Annotated in this window: 11 protein-coding genes; 2 read left to right on the top strand and 9 right to left on the bottom strand. The window is 65.2% G+C overall.

The window, feature by feature from the left end:
• Entirely contained in the window at nt 1-951 is a 951-nt protein-coding gene (locus tag AC4HIX_RS05880; protein WP_490398263.1) for an aldo/keto reductase, read from the bottom strand.
• A 132-nt stretch (nt 952-1,083) separates the two neighbouring features.
• Between AC4HIX_RS05880 and AC4HIX_RS05875 the strand changes: the two genes are divergently transcribed.
• Nucleotides 1,084-1,665: a hypothetical protein gene (locus AC4HIX_RS05875; RefSeq protein ID WP_490398262.1), complete on the top strand. Its 582-nt coding sequence runs from the start codon at nt 1,084-1,086 to the stop codon at nt 1,663-1,665.
• A 2-nt stretch (nt 1,666-1,667) separates the two neighbouring features.
• Here AC4HIX_RS05875 and AC4HIX_RS05870 read toward each other — a convergent pair whose 3' ends face one another.
• From AC4HIX_RS05870 to xdhA, 8 genes are all read right to left on the bottom strand, one after another.
• Nucleotides 1,668-2,024, bottom strand: coding sequence for a VOC family protein (locus tag AC4HIX_RS05870; RefSeq protein ID WP_475050453.1), 357 nt, complete (start codon nt 2,022-2,024; stop codon nt 1,668-1,670).
• 212 nt (nt 2,025-2,236) lie between these two features.
• Nucleotides 2,237-3,313: a BMP family ABC transporter substrate-binding protein gene (locus AC4HIX_RS05865; protein WP_490398261.1), complete on the bottom strand. Its 1,077-nt coding sequence runs from the start codon at nt 3,311-3,313 to the stop codon at nt 2,237-2,239.
• Nucleotides 3,314-3,378: 65 nt separating this feature from the next.
• Complete coding sequence (locus tag AC4HIX_RS05860; RefSeq protein WP_490398260.1) at nt 3,379-4,299, bottom strand: ABC transporter permease; 921 nt, start codon at nt 4,297-4,299, stop codon at nt 3,379-3,381.
• A gap of 1 nt (nt 4,300) precedes the next feature.
• Nucleotides 4,301-5,383 carry an ABC transporter permease gene (locus tag AC4HIX_RS05855; RefSeq protein WP_490398259.1) on the bottom strand — a complete coding sequence of 361 codons (1,083 nt, stop codon included), beginning with the start codon at nt 5,381-5,383 and terminating at the stop codon, nt 4,301-4,303.
• Nucleotides 5,384-5,450: 67 nt separating this feature from the next.
• Complete coding sequence (locus tag AC4HIX_RS05850) at nt 5,451-6,968, bottom strand: ABC transporter ATP-binding protein (RefSeq protein WP_490398258.1); 1,518 nt, start codon at nt 6,966-6,968, stop codon at nt 5,451-5,453.
• Complete coding sequence (gene xdhC, locus AC4HIX_RS05845; RefSeq protein WP_475050464.1) at nt 6,965-7,900, bottom strand: xanthine dehydrogenase accessory protein XdhC; 936 nt, start codon at nt 7,898-7,900, stop codon at nt 6,965-6,967. The genes AC4HIX_RS05850 and xdhC overlap by 4 nt, the downstream gene beginning before the upstream one ends.
• Nucleotides 7,890-10,295: a xanthine dehydrogenase molybdopterin binding subunit gene (xdhB, locus tag AC4HIX_RS05840; RefSeq protein ID WP_490398257.1), complete on the bottom strand. Its 2,406-nt coding sequence runs from the start codon at nt 10,293-10,295 to the stop codon at nt 7,890-7,892. The genes xdhC and xdhB overlap by 11 nt, the downstream gene beginning before the upstream one ends.
• Nucleotides 10,292-11,689, bottom strand: coding sequence for a xanthine dehydrogenase small subunit (gene xdhA, locus AC4HIX_RS05835; protein WP_490398256.1), 1,398 nt, complete (start codon nt 11,687-11,689; stop codon nt 10,292-10,294). The genes xdhB and xdhA overlap by 4 nt, the downstream gene beginning before the upstream one ends.
• Before the next feature lie 357 nt (nt 11,690-12,046).
• Between xdhA and dnaE the strand changes: the two genes are divergently transcribed.
• Entirely contained in the window at nt 12,047-15,559 is a 3,513-nt protein-coding gene (dnaE, locus tag AC4HIX_RS05830; protein ID WP_490398255.1) for a DNA polymerase III subunit alpha, read from the top strand.
• Nucleotides 15,560-15,715 lie beyond the last annotated feature (156 nt).

Raw genomic sequence — 15,715 nt, 5'->3', positions numbered from 1 at the left:
CTATTCCTGTTCTTCGAGCCGGTCCGTCGCGGGCGCGGGCCGCGGGCTGAAGGCTTCGATTGTTTTGTAAAGCTCTGCGTCCATTTCAAAGTCCTGAGCCGCCAGCGAGGGCTGAAGCTGCTGCAGGTTGCGGGCGGAGATGATTGGCATCGGGGCGGCGGGATGCGCGGCGGCCCAGGCGACGGCCAGCGTGGCCGGATCGGTGCCGCGCTCCGCCGCGAGGGCCGAGAGGCGCTGGGCGGCCTCATGCATGTACTCAGCGCCGTAGCGGGCGTGGTAGCGGTGGTCTTCGGTGATGCGGCCGCTGCCGCCCTCGGTGTATTTGCCGGTCAGGAGCCCGCCGCCCAGAGGCGAATAGGGGGCCACGGCCACGCCCTGATCGGCGCACATCGGCAGGATTTCTACCTCGGCCTGCCGCTTCACCAGCGAATACATCGGCTGCAGGATGTCCACGCCAGTGCCGGAGGCCAGCCCCGCCATCTGCGCCTTCATCACCTGCCAGGCGGCAAAGTTCGACAGGCCAACGTAGCGGATCGCGCCCTCGTCCTTGAGCGCGGCGAAACAGTCCATGGTTTCGCGCAGGTCCGTGTCCGGATCGAACCGGTGCAGATAAAACACGTCGACCATGTCGAGCCCCAAGCGCCGGCGGCTCTCGTCCAGCTGGGCGCGCAGGTTGGCAGCGCCGGCGCCGCCGGTATAGCCCGCCTTGGTGGCGATCAGCAGCTGCTCGCGTTCCTCCTTGATCAGGCGGCCCAGGATCTGTTCCGAGTTGCCATCGGTATAGAGCCAGGCAGTGTCGAAGTGGTTGATCCCGGCGGCGCGGCAGGCGGCGTGCATCTCGGCCGATTGCGCCTCATCGGCGCGGCCGCCGAACTGCATGGTGCCAAAGGCAAAACGGCTGGCCGGGGTGCCGTCGGGGGCGGTCAGAATCTTGCGTGCGGTCTGGGTCATGGCGCGGAGCTTGGCACAGGGTGACGGGCAGGGAAAGGCGGTTTCCGCCTGCCTGCGCGGTCTTGAACCGGTGCCATATTCCGGCCCGGTTTCTTTGCCATCATGGGCGGCGCAGCGGAATGGAGAGGGAAAGTGAAACAGTTTCTGATGATCGGGGCAGCGGCCTTGCTGGCGGCCTGCGGTGCACCGGAGAAGCCGGATTACTGGTCGGCGACCCGCACCGGTTATGGCGCGCAGCCTGTGGCCGGGGCAGAGACCGGCGGGCCGGATTACCGGACAGCGGCCCTGGCAGAGGCCGGGTATTACACCAGCGCCATGCGCCCCGGCCTGCACAAGACCCGCACCGGCGCGCCCTGGCTGGTCTATCATTCCGCCCGGTATCAGGGCGGCGGCCAGCCGCAGGCAGGCCGGGCAGCGGCACAGTCGGCCATGGCGTATTCAAGCTCGAAATGGAAATCCCCCTATGCGGCACAGACCGGGCTGGGGGATGCCAGGACCCGCTTCCGGATCGTGACGGTGGACGGCAGCAGTTTCGCTGTTCTGAACAAGATCCGGCTGCCGCTGAAACATCTCTTTGCGTCCGACAGGGAGCAGCTGGAGAAGCTGACCGAATATGCGGCGCAGCTGGCAGGCTGCACAGTGACCGGTCCGGCGCTGGTGCAGCGGGTCGACGGCGCTGCGCAAAAGCTGGCCGCGCCGGTTGTTTGCTCCTGACCCTAATCAGCGAAACAGATTTTGTTTCTGTCCAAGTCCCGCACATATGCGGAGAACCGCGGCCCCCGCTGCCGCGGTTCGCCCTCGCATGTGCCGCCCAGCTCAATCGCCTTGCTGTGCAGCCGGGTGACTTCGGCAGCGGATCCAAGGCTGAACCCCACCATGGTTCCGTTGCCATTGACGGCCGGTTCGCCGTCGAAGGGCAGGGCGGCTGCAAAGGCAAAATCGTCCTTCAGCCAGTAGGTCATTCTTTCGCTTGGCCGGACCTGGGTCAGACCTGAGTGCTCAAACAGGGCGTCATAGAATTTGACCGACGCTTCCATGTCGTTGGTTCCAACAACGAAGTAATTCAGTTTCAAAGGCAACCTCCACGGGGCTTGAGGGGGAGCGGACAATCTTCCGCTGGTGCATTCAGCCGGCCCGGAAATTCCGGCGGCCGGTTCGTGGAGCCGGGTGTACATCAGGGCAGTGACAGGGCGTGTCAGCAGGCTTCGCTGGAATCAGGCTTTTGCCCGCAACGAAAAAGGCCCGCCAAGCGGCGGGCCTTTGATGTTTGTACCGAAACCGCAGCTTACTGCGGAATGTCGCCTTCCAGGCCTTCGACATAGAAGTTCATGCCGGCCAGGGTTCCGTCATCGGCGGTTTCACCCTCTGCCAGCCAGTCGCTGCCGTCCTGCTTTTTCAGCGGGCCGGTGAACGGATGGTAGGAGCCGTCCGCGATCGAGTCCTTGATGGCCAGAGCAGCCTCTTTCACGTCCGCCGGAACGGCGTCGGAGATTTCGCCGATGCCCACCATGCCGGCGCCGATGCCGTCCCAGGTGTCAACCGACTCCCAGGTGCCGTCCATCACGGCCTTGGTGCGGGCGATGTAGTAGGGAGCCCAGTCGTCGATGATGGAGGACACGCGCGGCTTGGGCGCGTATTCCGACATGTCGGAGGCCTGGCCGAAGGTGATCACGTTGCCAGCGGCCTGCGCAGCGGCCTGCGGCGCGGTGGAGTCGGTGTGCTGCAGGATCACGTCGGCGCCCTGTTCGATCAGCACCTTGGCGGCGTCGGCCTCTTTCGCCGGGTCGAACCAGGTGAAGGCCCAGACGATCTTGAACTCGACGTCAGGGTTCACCTTCTTGGCGTGGATGTAGGCAGAGTTGATGCCGCGGATCACTTCCGGGATCGGGTAGGAGCCAATGTAGCCGATGATGTCGCTCTCGGTCATGTGGCCCGCAATGGTGCCCTGCACCGCGCGGCCTTCATAGAAGCGGGCGGAGTAGGTGGAGACGTTGTCGGCGCGCTTGTAGCCGGTGGCGTGCTCGAACTTCACGTTCGGGAACTTCTTCGCCACGTTGATGGTCGGGTCCATGTAGCCGAAGGAGGTGGTGAAGATCAGGTCGGCGCCTTCCAGCGCCATCTGGGTCATCACGCGCTCGGCGTCCGGGCCTTCGGCCACGTTTTCGACGTAGACGGTTTCGACCTTGTCGCCGAATTCGGCTTCAACCGCCTTGCGGCCCTGGTCGTGCTCATAGGTCCAGCCGCCATCGCCGACGGGGCCGACATAGACAAAGCCCACTTTGGTCTTGTCTTCGGCCAGCGCCGCGCCCGCGGCCAGGCCAAGCGCCACGGCGGCGCTGGTCAGGAGGTTGGTCAGTTTCATCAAAGGGACTCCCCAGTTGGTTTTGGTTGGCCCCGGCAGCCGGGGCAGGCAATAGGCCCCCCGCGTCAGCGGGAGGCGTGGAAATTGCGGCCAAGCGCGGCGGGTGCGCTGCTCTTGTCCGCGGAAAGGATAACAAGCACCAGGATGGTAATCAGATAGGGCGACATTGCCAGATACTCGACCGGAATGGCAACGCCTGCCGCCTGCAGATTGAGCTGCACTACGGTGACCCCGCCAAAGAGATAGGCACCCAGCAGCGCGCGCCAGGGTTTCCAGCTGGCAAACACCACCAGCGCCAGGGCAATCCAGCCGATGCCGGCGGTCATGCCCTCGGTCCACTGCGGCACCCGGATCAGGCTGATGTAGGCGCCGCCGATGCCCGCGCAAGCGCCGCCGAACAGGATCGCCGCCAGGCGGATCTTCAGCACCTTGTATCCCAGCGCATGGGCCGCATCGTGGTTTTCGCCCACCGCGCGCAGCACCAGGCCCATGCGGGAGTATTTCAGCATCCACCAGACCGCGGCCGTCAGCACGATGCCGAAGTAGAGGATGATGTCATGGCCGAACAGGATCGGGCCAACGACGGGCAGATCGCTCAGCACCGGGATGTGGATGTCGCCCATCTGCGGCGGCTTCACACCGACATAGGACTGCCCCATCAGCGCCGACAGGCCAAGGCCGAACAGCGTCAGCGACAAGCCGGAGGCGACCTGGTTTGCCTGGGCAAACTGGGTGAGGATCGCGAACAGGATCGACAGCGCCGCGCCTGCGATGGCGGCGGCGAGGAAACCCAGCAGCGGCGAGCCGCTCTCCACCGCGGTGGCAAAGCCAGCGATGGCGCCCACGATCATCATCCCCTCGACGCCGAGGTTCAGGACGCCGGCCTTTTCGACCACCAGTTCACCGATCGCGGCCAGCAGCAGCGGGGTCGCCGCCACCATCAGCGAGGCGATGAGCAGGACCGGGTTGATTGCAGAAAGATCCATGTTACGCCACCTCCGGCTTGCCGATTGCGATGCGGAAATTGGTGAGCAGGTCGAAGGCCAGCAGGAAGAACAGAAGCATCCCCTGGAAGACCTGGATCGCCGCGGCGGGCAGCTGCAGGTTCGACTGCGCGATGTCGCCGCCAATATAGGTCAGCGCCATCAGACCGCCAGCCAGCAGGATGCCCACCGGATGCAGGCGGCCCAGGAAGGCGACGATAATCGCGGTAAAGCCATAGCCCACATTGAAGTCGATGGAGATCTGGCCCGAAGGCCCAGAGACCTCGAACATGCCGGCCAGCCCGGCCAGCGCGCCGGAGGTGCCGAGGCAGAACAGCACCAGGCGGGTGGGGTTGACGCCAGCGAACTTTGCCGCCCGCGGCGCCTCGCCAGTGAGGCGGATGTGGTAGCCGGTCATGTGGCGGTTCAGCAGCACATAGGCAAAGATCACTGCGATCAGCGCCGCCACCACGCCCCAGTGCATGCCGGTGCCTGTAATCAGCTCCGCATTATGGGCGGCGTCCCAGGACTGCAGGTTGCGGGAGCCGGGGAAGCCGAAGCCTTCGGGGTTCTTCAGCAGCCCCAGCGAGACCGAGGCCAGGAACTGTTCAGCCACATAGACCAGCATCAGCGAGACCAGGATTTCGTTGGTGCCGAAGCGGGTCTTGAGAATTGCCGGGATCATCGCCCAGATCCAGCCGCCGAATGCGCCGGCGAGGACCATGAAGGGGAAGATCAGGAAGGATTCGGAGGGGTAGAAGGCAAGGCCGGCCCCGGCGCCAAAGATGGCGCCCATGATGTACTGGCCCTCGGCGCCAATATTCCAGATGCCCGCGCGGAAGCCCAGCGACAAGCCGATGGCGATCAGCACCAGCGGCGCGCCTTTGACCAAGAGCTGCGGGCGGTAGTAGAAGGCAAACTCGCCAAACAGCGGTTCCCAGAAAATGGTGCGGATCGCCTCAACCGGCGGTTTGCCAAGCGCGGCAAACAACAGCCCGCCAAAAAACATCGTCGCCAGCACCGCCACCAGCGGCGTCGCCATCGACCAGGCCCGCGACGGCTGCGGCCTTTTCTCAAGCCGGATCATTCAAGCGGCTCCCTGTTTCATCTTTCCAAAAATACTCTCGCCGAAGGCGAAAACTCTGCGGGCGGTGTCAGACATGCGCCACCTCCATGCCGTGGGCGCCGCCCATCATCAGGCCGATCTCGTCCACCGTCAGGCCCGCCGCTTCGCGCGGGGCGCTGAGGCGGCCTTCATTGAGCGCAGCAAAGCTGTCGGAGATTTCCATCAGCTCATCCAGGTCCTGGCTGATGCAGATGACTGCGGCGCCCTTGGCGGCCAGGTCCAGCAGCGACTGGCGGATGGCGGCAGCGGCGGCGGCGTCGACGCCCCAGGTCGGCTGGTTCACCACCAGCACATCCGGGTCCTGCAGCACCTCGCGCCCGATCACGAACTTCTGCAGGTTGCCGCCCGACAGCGAGCGTGCCGCATTGCCGGGGCCCGGCGTGCGGACGTCAAAGGCCTTGATGACGCGCTCGGTAAACTCCTTGGTCTTGCCCCAGTCGAGGAAACCGTTCTTCTCCAGCCCCTCGCGCACTGACCCGGTGAGCATGGCGTTCTCGGTCAGGCTCATGTCCGGGGCGGCGGCGTGGCCGAGGCGTTCTTCCGGCGCGGCCAGCACGCCCAGCTTGCGCCGCGCCGTTGGGCCCAGCTTGCCGATTGGCTGCCCATGCAGCTTCACCGCATCCGCTTCGGTCAGGGTCTCGCCCGACAGCACGCCCAGCAGCTCGTCCTGGCCGTTGCCGGCAACACCGCCGATGCCGAGGATTTCGCCCTTGCGCACGGTCAGATGCACATTCTTAAGCGCAGTGCCAAAGGCGGACGGCGCCGGCACCGACAGGCCGGAGATGTCCATCGCGACGGGACCGAATTCCCGGCTCGCGCGCTGGGGCGTTTGCAACGTGCTGCCGACCATCATCTCCGCCATGTCGCGGGCTGATGTGTCAGCCGGGGTGCATTCGCCGACGTTCTTGCCGAGGCGCAGGATGGTGGCGTGATCGCAGAGGGTGCGGATTTCCTCCAGCTTGTGCGAGATATAAAGGATCGAGGTTCCCTCGGAGCGCAGTTTCTGCAGGGTTTCGAACAGGATATCGACTTCCTGCGGGGTGAGGACCGAGGTCGGCTCATCCATGATCAGCAGTTTCGGGTCCTGCAGCAGGCAGCGGATGATCTCGACCCGCTGGCGCTCGCCTGCGGAGAGGTCGCCGACGGTGCGGAAGGGGTCCAGCGGCAGGCCGTAGGTTTCGGAGACTTCGCGGATCCGGGCGGCAAGGTCGCGCATCTCCGGCGGGTTTTCCATGCCAAGCGCGATGTTCTCGGCCACGTTCAGCGCGTCAAACAGCGAGAAGTGCTGGAACACCATGGCGATGCCGTCAGCCCGCGCCTGGCGCGGTTCGGCCGGCTCAAAAGGCTGGCCGCGCAGCAGCATCTTGCCGCTGTCGGGTTTCACCAGGCCATAGATCATCTTGACCAGCGTCGATTTCCCGGCGCCGTTTTCGCCGAGCAGGGCGTGAACCTCTCCCTCGCCGATGTCAAAGGAAACGGTGTCATTGGCCACAACCCCGGGGTAGGCCTTGGTCAGGCCTTGCAGGCTCAACAGTGGTACACTCACGCGCGCCGGTCCTCTCTCTGTTCGTCTTCTTTTCCGTGCCGCAGCAGCTGCGCCGCCACGCCGACCGCAATCATCTGCGGGTGTTTTCCAAGTTCCGGATCGCCGATCGGGCAGGTGATCCTTGCGATTGCCCCGGGAGAGTGCCCCAGGGCGGCAAGACGCGAGCGGAACCGCGCCCATTTGGTTTTGGAGCCGATCAGCCCGGCAAATGCAAAGCCATGGCCCAACAGCGCGTGGCATAGCGCCAGATCCAGCGCATGGGAATAGGTCAGCACCAAATGCGCAGCGTTTTCAGGCGCATGGGGCACAAGGAGCGCAACGTCAGCTGCCGGAACCGCGGTGACGCCGGACGGGATGCCGTCCGGGAATCGCTCGGCGTCGGTATCCACCCAGGTGATCTGCAGATCCGGCAGCGGCGCCAGCACATCCGCCAGCGCCCGCCCGACATGGCCCGCGCCCCAGATCCAGACCGGCAACTGCGGCTGATGCACCGGTTCGATCATCCAGCCCTCGACCAGCTGCGGCGCGGGGGTCTGCCCCTGGCCGCGGGCGCCGGCGAGGAGGCGCTTTACCGCCACCGGCATCAGCGCCGGGCTGGCCGGGCGGGCGATGACGTGGCTATCCAGCGCGGCCAGGTCTCCGGCCTCATAAACCTCGCTGAAAAGCGTGACCGCACCGCCGCAGCACTGGCCCAGGTCGGGCCCCAGCGCGTGGGTGCTGATCTGCTTGGGGGCGACTTGCCGCCGGGCAGCCTCTGCCGCCTCAAATTCCAGGGTGCCGCCGCCGATGGTGCCGGACTGGCCGGTCTCCCACACCAGCATCGCGGTGCCGGTCTCGCGCGGGGAGGAGCCGCGGATGGCGGCGATCACCACCCGCACCACGCGGCCATGCTCGGCAACCGCCCGGCGCAGTTCCTGGACGTCAAACCCCATCGCGCACTCTCCGGACTGCCCGCCAGACCTCTTCTGCGGTGGCAGGCGCATTGAGCGCCGGATAGGCGTCGCCAAAGGCACAGACCGCATTGCTGAGCGCCAGCCAGGCGGAAATGCCCAGCATGAACGGCGGCTCGCCCACTGCTTTGGAGCGGTAGATGGTGTCCTCGCGGTTCTGGCCGTCGAAAAGATTCACGTTGAACACATCAGGCCGGTCGGAGCAGGCCGGGATCTTGTAGGTGGAGGGCGCATGGGTGCGCAGGCGGCCGGTATTGTCCCAGACCAGTTCCTCGGTCGTCAGCCAGCCCGCGCCCTGGACATAGCCGCCCTCGATCTGGCCGATGTCCAGCGCCGGGTTCAGCGAGGCGCCGGCGTCATGCAGGATGTCGGCACGCAGGATGCGGTTCTCGCCGGTGAGCGCGTCGACGGCCACTTCCGTTACTGCTGCACCGTAAGCGAAGTAGTAGAACGGGCGGCCCTGGCCCTTGATCCGGTCCCATTCGACCTTGGGCGTCTTGTAAAACCCGGTGGCCGACAGGCTAACGCGGCCCTGGTAGCAGGCCATGGCAGCCTTCTCGAATGTCATCTCATCCTGGCCGATGCGGACCGTGCCGTTGTCAAACACCACATCGCCGGGGCTTGCCTGGTGCTGCAGCGCCAGATGCTCGGCCATGCGGTCGCGGATGGTGTCGCAGGCGGCCTTGACCGCCATGCCGTTCAAGTCCGAGCCGGAGGAGGCGGCGGTGGCGGAGGTGTTGGGCACCTTGCCGGTGTCGCTGGCAGTGATCTTGACCATGTCCAGCGGGATGCCGAAGCGGCTGGCGGCGACCTGCGCCACCTTCTGGAACAGCCCCTGGCCCATCTCGGTGCCGCCGTGGTTCAGATGCACCGAGCCGTCCTGGTAGACATGCACCAAAGCGCCGGCCTGGTTGAGGTGGGTGAGGGTGAAGGAAATGCCGAATTTCACCGGCGAGAAGGCGATGCCGCGCTTCAGATGCGTCTGGCCCTTGTTCCACTTGGCAATTGCGTCTTTGCGTGCCGCGTAGTCCGAGGTTTTCAGCAGCTCTGCAGTCAGATCGTGCAGGATGAAGTCCTCGACCGGCATGTGGTAGGGGGTCGTCTGCACGTCCTTGGGCGGCGGGCTGGTCTTGGCGGGCTGCGCCGGCGCGCCGCGGGAGGCGAGGTCGGCGTCCGGGTCCGCAGGCTGGCCGGAGGTCTCTTGCGGCTCGCCCGGCGGGGCATCGGGGCTCTGCATCGGCGCGTAGTAATTGCGCTGCCGCAGCTCTGCCGGGTCAATCCCGAGGTCATGCGCAATGTGGTCCATCACCCGCTCGATCCCGACCATGCCTTGCGGGCCGCCAAAGCCGCGGTAAGCGGTGGCGCTTTGCCGGTTGGTGCGCAGGCGGTGGCTTTCGATGCGGATGTTCGGGATCAGATAGGCATTGTCGGCGTGCAGCATGGCGCGGTCGGCAACCGGCAGCGACAGGTCCTGCGCCCAGCCGCAATCCACCAGATGCAGGAACTCGACGCCTTGTAGGCGGCCGTCCTCGCCGAAGCCCGCGCGGTAGGAGATGCGGAAGGCGTGGCGCTTGCCGGTGATCACCATGTCGTCGTCACGGTCATAGCGCATCTTGCAGGGCTTGCCGGTCAGCCGGGCCGCCACCGCGCAGGCGACGGCGAGCGCGTTGCCCTGGCTTTCCTTGCCGCCAAAGCCGCCGCCCATGCGGCGGGTCTCGACCCGCACGGCATGCATCGGCAGGCCGATGGCGTCGGCGACCTTGTGCTGGATCTCGGTCGGGTGCTGGGTGGAGGAAAACACATGCATGCCGCCATCCTCCTGCGGCCAGGCCATTCCGGCCTGGCCTTCAAGGTAGAAGTGCTCCTGCCCGCCCAGCTCAAACGTGCCTTCGACGGTGCGCGGGGCGGCATCGATGGCGGCGGCAGCGTCACCTTTCTGATAGATGCGCGGGCCTTCTTCGAACCGGCTGTCGGCGGCCAGCGCCGCGTCCAGAGTCAGGAGGGCGGGTTCTTCGGTGTAGTCCACCTGTCCCTTGCGGGCGGCGATGCGGGCATTGAGGTGGCTGTCGGCGACGACCATGAACACCGGCTGGCCGACATAGTTGACGGTTCCAGCCGCCAGCAGCGGCTCGTCGTGGATCGAGGGGGAGACGTCATTGGCGAAGGGCAGCCCCTTGGCGGTCAGCACCGCCACGACACCGGGGCTTTGCTGCACCTCGCTGAGGTCCATGCCGGTGATATGGCCGCGGGCAATGGGGGAGAGGCCGAAGGCCAGATGCAGCGTGCCGGCAGGCGAGGGGATGTCGTCGACATAGCGGGCGGCGCCGGTCACATGCAGCCGGGCGGAGTCATGGGGGAGGGGTTTGGTGACGCTCATGGCCGCACCTCCAGCACCGAGACCGGCTGGCCGTTCAGGTCGGCGAAATAGCGGGCCAGCATGTTGCGCGCAGTTTCCAGCCTGTATTCGGCAGAGGCGCGCATGTCGGTCATCGGGGTGAAGTCCTGATCAAAGGCCTTGGCGGCGGCCTTGATGGTGGCCTCATCCCATTGCTGGCCGGTGAGGGCGGCCTCGACGTGTGCGGCGCGTTTCGGGATGCCCGCCATGCCGCCAAAGGCGATGCGGGCGGCGGAGACCTTGCCGTTCATCACGGTCACGCTAAAGGCACCGAGGACCGCGGAGATATCCTGGTCGAAGCGTTTCGACAGCTTGTAAACCTTGAGCGCGTTAGGCTGGCGCGGGAAGCTGACGGCCTCAACAAATTCGCCGTGCTGGCGGTCCTGCTTGCCGTAGTCGATGAAGAAGTCCTCCAGCGGCAGTTCGCGGCGGCTGTCCCCCTTGCGCAGGTGCAGGGTGGCGCCGAGGGCAATCAGCGCGGGCGGGGTGTCGCCGATGGGGGAGCCGTTGGCGATATTGCCGCCAACGGTGGCGGCGGCGCGGATCTGCTGGGAGGCAAAGCGGCGCAGCATTTCGGCAAACGACGGGTGCAGCGGCTCCATCGCGGCGCGCAGGGCGTTCATGTCCGCCATGGCGCCGATGCGGACGGTGCTGTCCGTGACCTCGATCCCCTTGAGGTCATCGCAGCCGCCGAGGAAGATCATCTGCGGCAGGCGGCGGAGCTGCTTGGTGACCCAGAGGCCGACGTCGGTGGCGCCTGCGACCAGGGTGGCGTCGGGGCGGGCGGCATAAAGCTCTGCCAGTTCATCGGCGGAACCCGGCAGCATAGGGGGCTCTGCCCCCCGGCCTTCGGCCTCCCCCCGGAGTATTTCTGGAAAGCTGAAAGTGGCCTCACCGGCGATCCAGTCCGGGACCGCGGCATCCTTGGCGGCCTCGGCGGCGCGGATGATCGGGGCGTAGCCGGTGCAGCGGCAGAGGTTGCCTGCCAGCTGGTCGTCGAAATCGGTGGCGCCGTTGGCGTGGGCGGTGACCATCGACATGATGAAACCGGGAGTGCAGAAGCCGCATTGGCTGCCGTGGCGGTCGACCATCGCCTGCTGGACCGGGTGCAGGCTGCCGTCCGGGCCGCAGGCGCCCTCGACAGTGCGGACGGATTTGCCCTGCAATTGCGGCAGGAACAGGATGCAGGCGTTCAACGCCTTCGATCCGCGTGAATCCGTGACCATGACGGTGCAGGCGCCGCAATCGCCTTCGTTGCAGCCCTCCTTGGTGCCGGTGAGGCCCTTTTCTTCGCGCAGCCAGTCCAGCAGCGTTACTGACGGGCGTGCGTCCGTGATGCGGACCGTTTCACCGTTCAGACGAAAGGTGAGTGCCATCTTCCCGAGACCCGCCGCGTTACCCCGTTGACCCGATGTGCCGCCCTTCGATGCGGCGTAGAAGGTGCGGCGGGCTGTTTATTGCTTGCTGCTAACAGCCTAGGGAGCATCCCCTTGTCAAAGCAAGGAAAACCGCCGCCGCACTGCAGTAATCTGCGACGCAATAAAGTTGCGGGATTCGCGGCTATGCTGTTATTTTTTATGCTTTTTAGCTGTATCTTTGCGGCTGGGCCGGCTGGATGGCGAAACAGCTTCAAAAAAATCCTGAAAATAGCAAGGGACCCTTCCGTAATTGCGGGAGGCGGGCTGTGCAGTTCGCCCGTTCACCCCGCTGCGGCAATACGGTAGCGTGGCGGCATGACAAGCTCTCCCCGATTCATTCACCTGCGCACCCATACCGAGTATTCCTTGCTGGAGGGGGCGCTGCGGCTGAAGAAGCTGCCGGACCTGTGCAAGAACCACGAAATGCCCGCAATTGCGGTGACAGACACCAACAACCTGTTCTCGGCGCTGGAGTTTTCCGTGTCGGCGAGCGGGGCAGGGGTGCAGCCGATCATCGGCTGTCAGGTGGATCTGCGGTTCACGGAGCCGGCACCGGGCGAGCGGCCCAAGCCGCCTGCGCCGCTGGTGCTGCTGGCCCAGAGCGAGGCCGGGTACGAGCATCTGATGAAGCTGAATTCCTGCCTGTACCTGCGTCAGGGGGGCGAGCTGCCGCATGTGACGCTGGAGGAGCTGGAGAGCTATTCCGGCGGAGTGATCTGCCTGAGCGGCGGGCCGGACGGGCCGGTGGGGCGGCTGTTGCAGATGGGACAGCGTCCGGCGGCGGAAGCGCTGATGCAGCGGCTGAAGGCGATTTTCCCGGACCGGCTGTATGTCGAGCTGCAGCGCCATCCGGGCGAGCACGGCCAGCCGGAGGCGGAGAAGCAGACCGAGCGCGGCCATGTGGAAATGGCCTATGCGATGGACCTGCCGCTGGTCGCCACCAATGACGTCTATTTCCCGAACACGGAGATGTTCGAGGCGCATGACGCGATGATCTGTATCGCCGAGGGCGCCTATGTCGACCAGGTGGAGCCGCGGCGGCGGCTGACCGCGCAGCATTACTTCAAGAGCCAGGAAGAGATGGTTGCGCTGTTTGCCGACTTGCCGGAGGCGATTGAGAACACGGTGGAGATTGCCAAGCGCTGCGCCTTTATGGCGTACCGCCGCGACCCGATCCTGCCGAAGTTCGCCGACGACGAAGTGGCCGAACTGCGCCGCATCGCCAACGAGGGCCTGCAGAAGCGTCTGGCGGTGATCCCCCATGCGGTGAGTGTCGAGGAATACCAGGAGCGGCTCGACTTCGAGCTGGGGATCATTGAGGGAATGGGGTTCCCGGGCTACTTCCTGATCGTTGCCGACTTTATCCAATGGGCCAAGGACCACGATATTCCGGTGGGGCCGGGGCGGGGCTCCGGTGCGGGCTCCTTGGTGGCCTATGCGCTGACGATTACCGACCTTGATCCACTGCGGTATTCCCTGCTGTTCGAACGCTTCTTGAACCCGGAACGGGTGTCGATGCCTGACTTCGACATCGACTTCTGCATGGACCGCCGGGAAGAGGTGATCAAATACGTGCAGGAGAAATACGGCCGCGACAAGGTGGGGCAGATCATCACCTTTGGCGCGTTGCTGTCGAAGGCGGCGGTGCGCGACATGGGGCGGGTCTTGCAGATGCCCTATGGCCAGGTGGACCGGCTGTCCAAGCTGATCCCGGTCGAGGGCGTGAAGCCGATGTCCATCGCCGACGCGCTGAAGGAAGAACCGCGGCTGAGCGAGGAGGCCCGCAACGAGCCGGTGGTGGACCGGCTTTTGACCTATGGCCAGCAGGTGGAAGGCCTGCTGCGCTCTGCCGGTACTCACGCCGCGGGTGTGGTGATCGGGGATAGGCCGCTGGATGCGCTGGTGCCGCTTTACCGCGATCCGCGCTCTGACATGCCGGCAACCCAGTTCAACATGAAATGGGTGGAGCAGGCCGGGCTGGTGAAATTCGACTTCCTCGGCCTCAAGACCCTGACCGTCATTCAGAACGCGATGGACCTGATCTTCCAGTCGGGCCGCGACCTGCATATCGCCGCGGACGGCACCCAGCTTTATGACCCGCCGGAGGGGGCCGAGAACCAGATCAACGCCATTCCGCTGGATGACAAGGTTACCTACGACCTCTACTCCCGCGCCAAGACGGTGGCGGTGTTCCAGGTGGAATCCACCGGCATGATGGATGCGCTGAAGCGCATGAAACCCACATGTATCGAGGACATCGTGGCGCTGGTGGCGCTGTACCGCCCCGGCCCGATGGAAAACATCCCGGTCTACTGCGAGGTGAAGAACGGCCAGCGCGAGATCACCTCTGTCCACCCCTTGATCGACCACATCCTGGAAGAGACCCAGGGCATCATCGTCTATCAGGAGCAGGTGATGCAGATCGCCCAGGTGATGGCGAACTACACCCTTGGCGGTGCGGACCTGCTGCGCCGGGCGATGGGTAAGAAGATCAAGGAGGCAATGGACGCCGAACGCCCGAAATTCGAGAAGGGCGCGGCGGAGAACGGGGTCGACAAGAAGAAGGCCAGCGAGGTTTTCGACCTTCTGGAGAAATTCGCCAACTACGGCTTCAACAAATCCCACGCCGCGGCCTATGCGGTGGTCAGCTACCAGACCGGCTGGCTGAAGGCGAACCATCCGGTGGAGTTCATGGCCGGTGTCATGAACTGCGATATTCACCTGACCGACAAGCTGGCGATCTATTTCGAAGAGGTGAAGAAGGGGCTGGGGCTGAAATACGTGCCCCCTTGCATCAACCGCTCGCTGGCGACGTTCAACGTGGTGAACGGGGAACTGGTCTATGCGCTGGGCGCGTTGAAGAACGTCGGCCTGGACGTGATGCGGCTGGTGGCTGAGGCCCGCAATGAGGACGGCCGCGAGCGTCCCTTTGTCAATGTCTTCGACTTTGCCCGCCGGGTGAACCTCAAGAAAGTGGGCAAGCGGCCCTTGGAGATGCTGGCGCGGGCGGGGGCCTTTGACCAGCTCGATTCCAACCGCCGCCGGGTGTTTGAGAGCCTGGGCGCGCTGGTGGACTACTCCGCCGCGGTGCATGACCAGCGGAACTCGAACCAGGTGTCGCTGTTCGGCGAGGCGGGCGAGGACCTGCCGGAGCCGCGTCTGCCCTCGGTGCCGGACTGGCTGCCGGCCGAGCGGCTGAGCGAGGAATTCAAGGCGATCGGCTTCTACCTGTCAGGCCACCCGCTGGACGATTACATGCCGGCGCTGAAGCGCAAGGATGTGATGACGCTGGATGAGGTGACCGCCAAGGCCGAGCGCGGTGCCTGTATTGCCAAGATGGCAGGCGTGGTGGCCGGGCGGCAGGAGAGGAAATCCGCCCGCGGCAACCGTTTTGCCTTTGCTCAATTGTCGGACCCTTCGGGCGCGTTTGAAGTGACGCTGTTTTCCGAGGTGCTGGAGAAGAGCCGCGAGTATCTGGAGACCGGGTCCAAGGTGGTGATCACGGCTGAGGCGACGATGGAGAGCGATCAGCTGAAGCTGCTGGTGCGTTCGGTGGGGCCGGTGGATTCCGCCATTGCCGATGCCGGGCGCAGCAGCTTGCGGGTTTATCTGAGCGACGCCGCTGCCGTGGGCACCGTGGCGCAAGTGCTGGAGGACGCCAAGGCGGCGGCCCGCAATGCCGCGCGCGGCGAGGTCTATATGTACCTTCAGGATCCAGGCCTGCCCGGCGATGTGGAGATGGACCTGGGCCAGGCGTTCCCGATCAACCCGCAGATTAAGGGCGCGCTGAAGTCGCTGGACGGGGTGATGGACGTGGAGGAGATCTGAGGGGCAGGGGAGCCTTCGGCCACTGACGGAAACCCCGGTGCCTGCACTGCGGGTTCCCTCGCGGGAAAATTAATGCAACGTATGAGTGCAGGACCGCGTTGGGTGCCTGAATGGATCGGGCCGGCACCGGTTCCGCCATAGGAGTGGAGGTTGCCG

The organism is Leisingera sp., from assembly GCF_982940295.1.
Note: the sequence above shows the minus strand (reverse complement) of the source record. Positions and strands in the feature narration are given on the sequence as shown.

Coding starts and splice junctions, on each gene's coding strand:
- AC4HIX_RS05860 (WP_490398260.1), bottom strand. CDS start 4,299: ATGGATCTTTCTGCAATCAACCCGGTCCTGCTCATCGCCTCGCTGATG.
- xdhC (WP_475050464.1), bottom strand. CDS start 7,900: ATGGGGTTTGACGTCCAGGAACTGCGCCGGGCGGTTGCCGAGCATGGC.
- AC4HIX_RS05880 (WP_490398263.1), bottom strand. CDS start 951: ATGACCCAGACCGCACGCAAGATTCTGACCGCCCCCGACGGCACCCCG.
- AC4HIX_RS05865 (WP_490398261.1), bottom strand. CDS start 3,313: ATGAAACTGACCAACCTCCTGACCAGCGCCGCCGTGGCGCTTGGCCTG.
- xdhA (WP_490398256.1), bottom strand. CDS start 11,689: ATGGCACTCACCTTTCGTCTGAACGGTGAAACGGTCCGCATCACGGAC.
- xdhB (WP_490398257.1), bottom strand. CDS start 10,295: ATGAGCGTCACCAAACCCCTCCCCCATGACTCCGCCCGGCTGCATGTG.
- dnaE (WP_490398255.1), top strand. CDS start 12,047: ATGACAAGCTCTCCCCGATTCATTCACCTGCGCACCCATACCGAGTAT.
- AC4HIX_RS05855 (WP_490398259.1), bottom strand. CDS start 5,383: ATGATCCGGCTTGAGAAAAGGCCGCAGCCGTCGCGGGCCTGGTCGATG.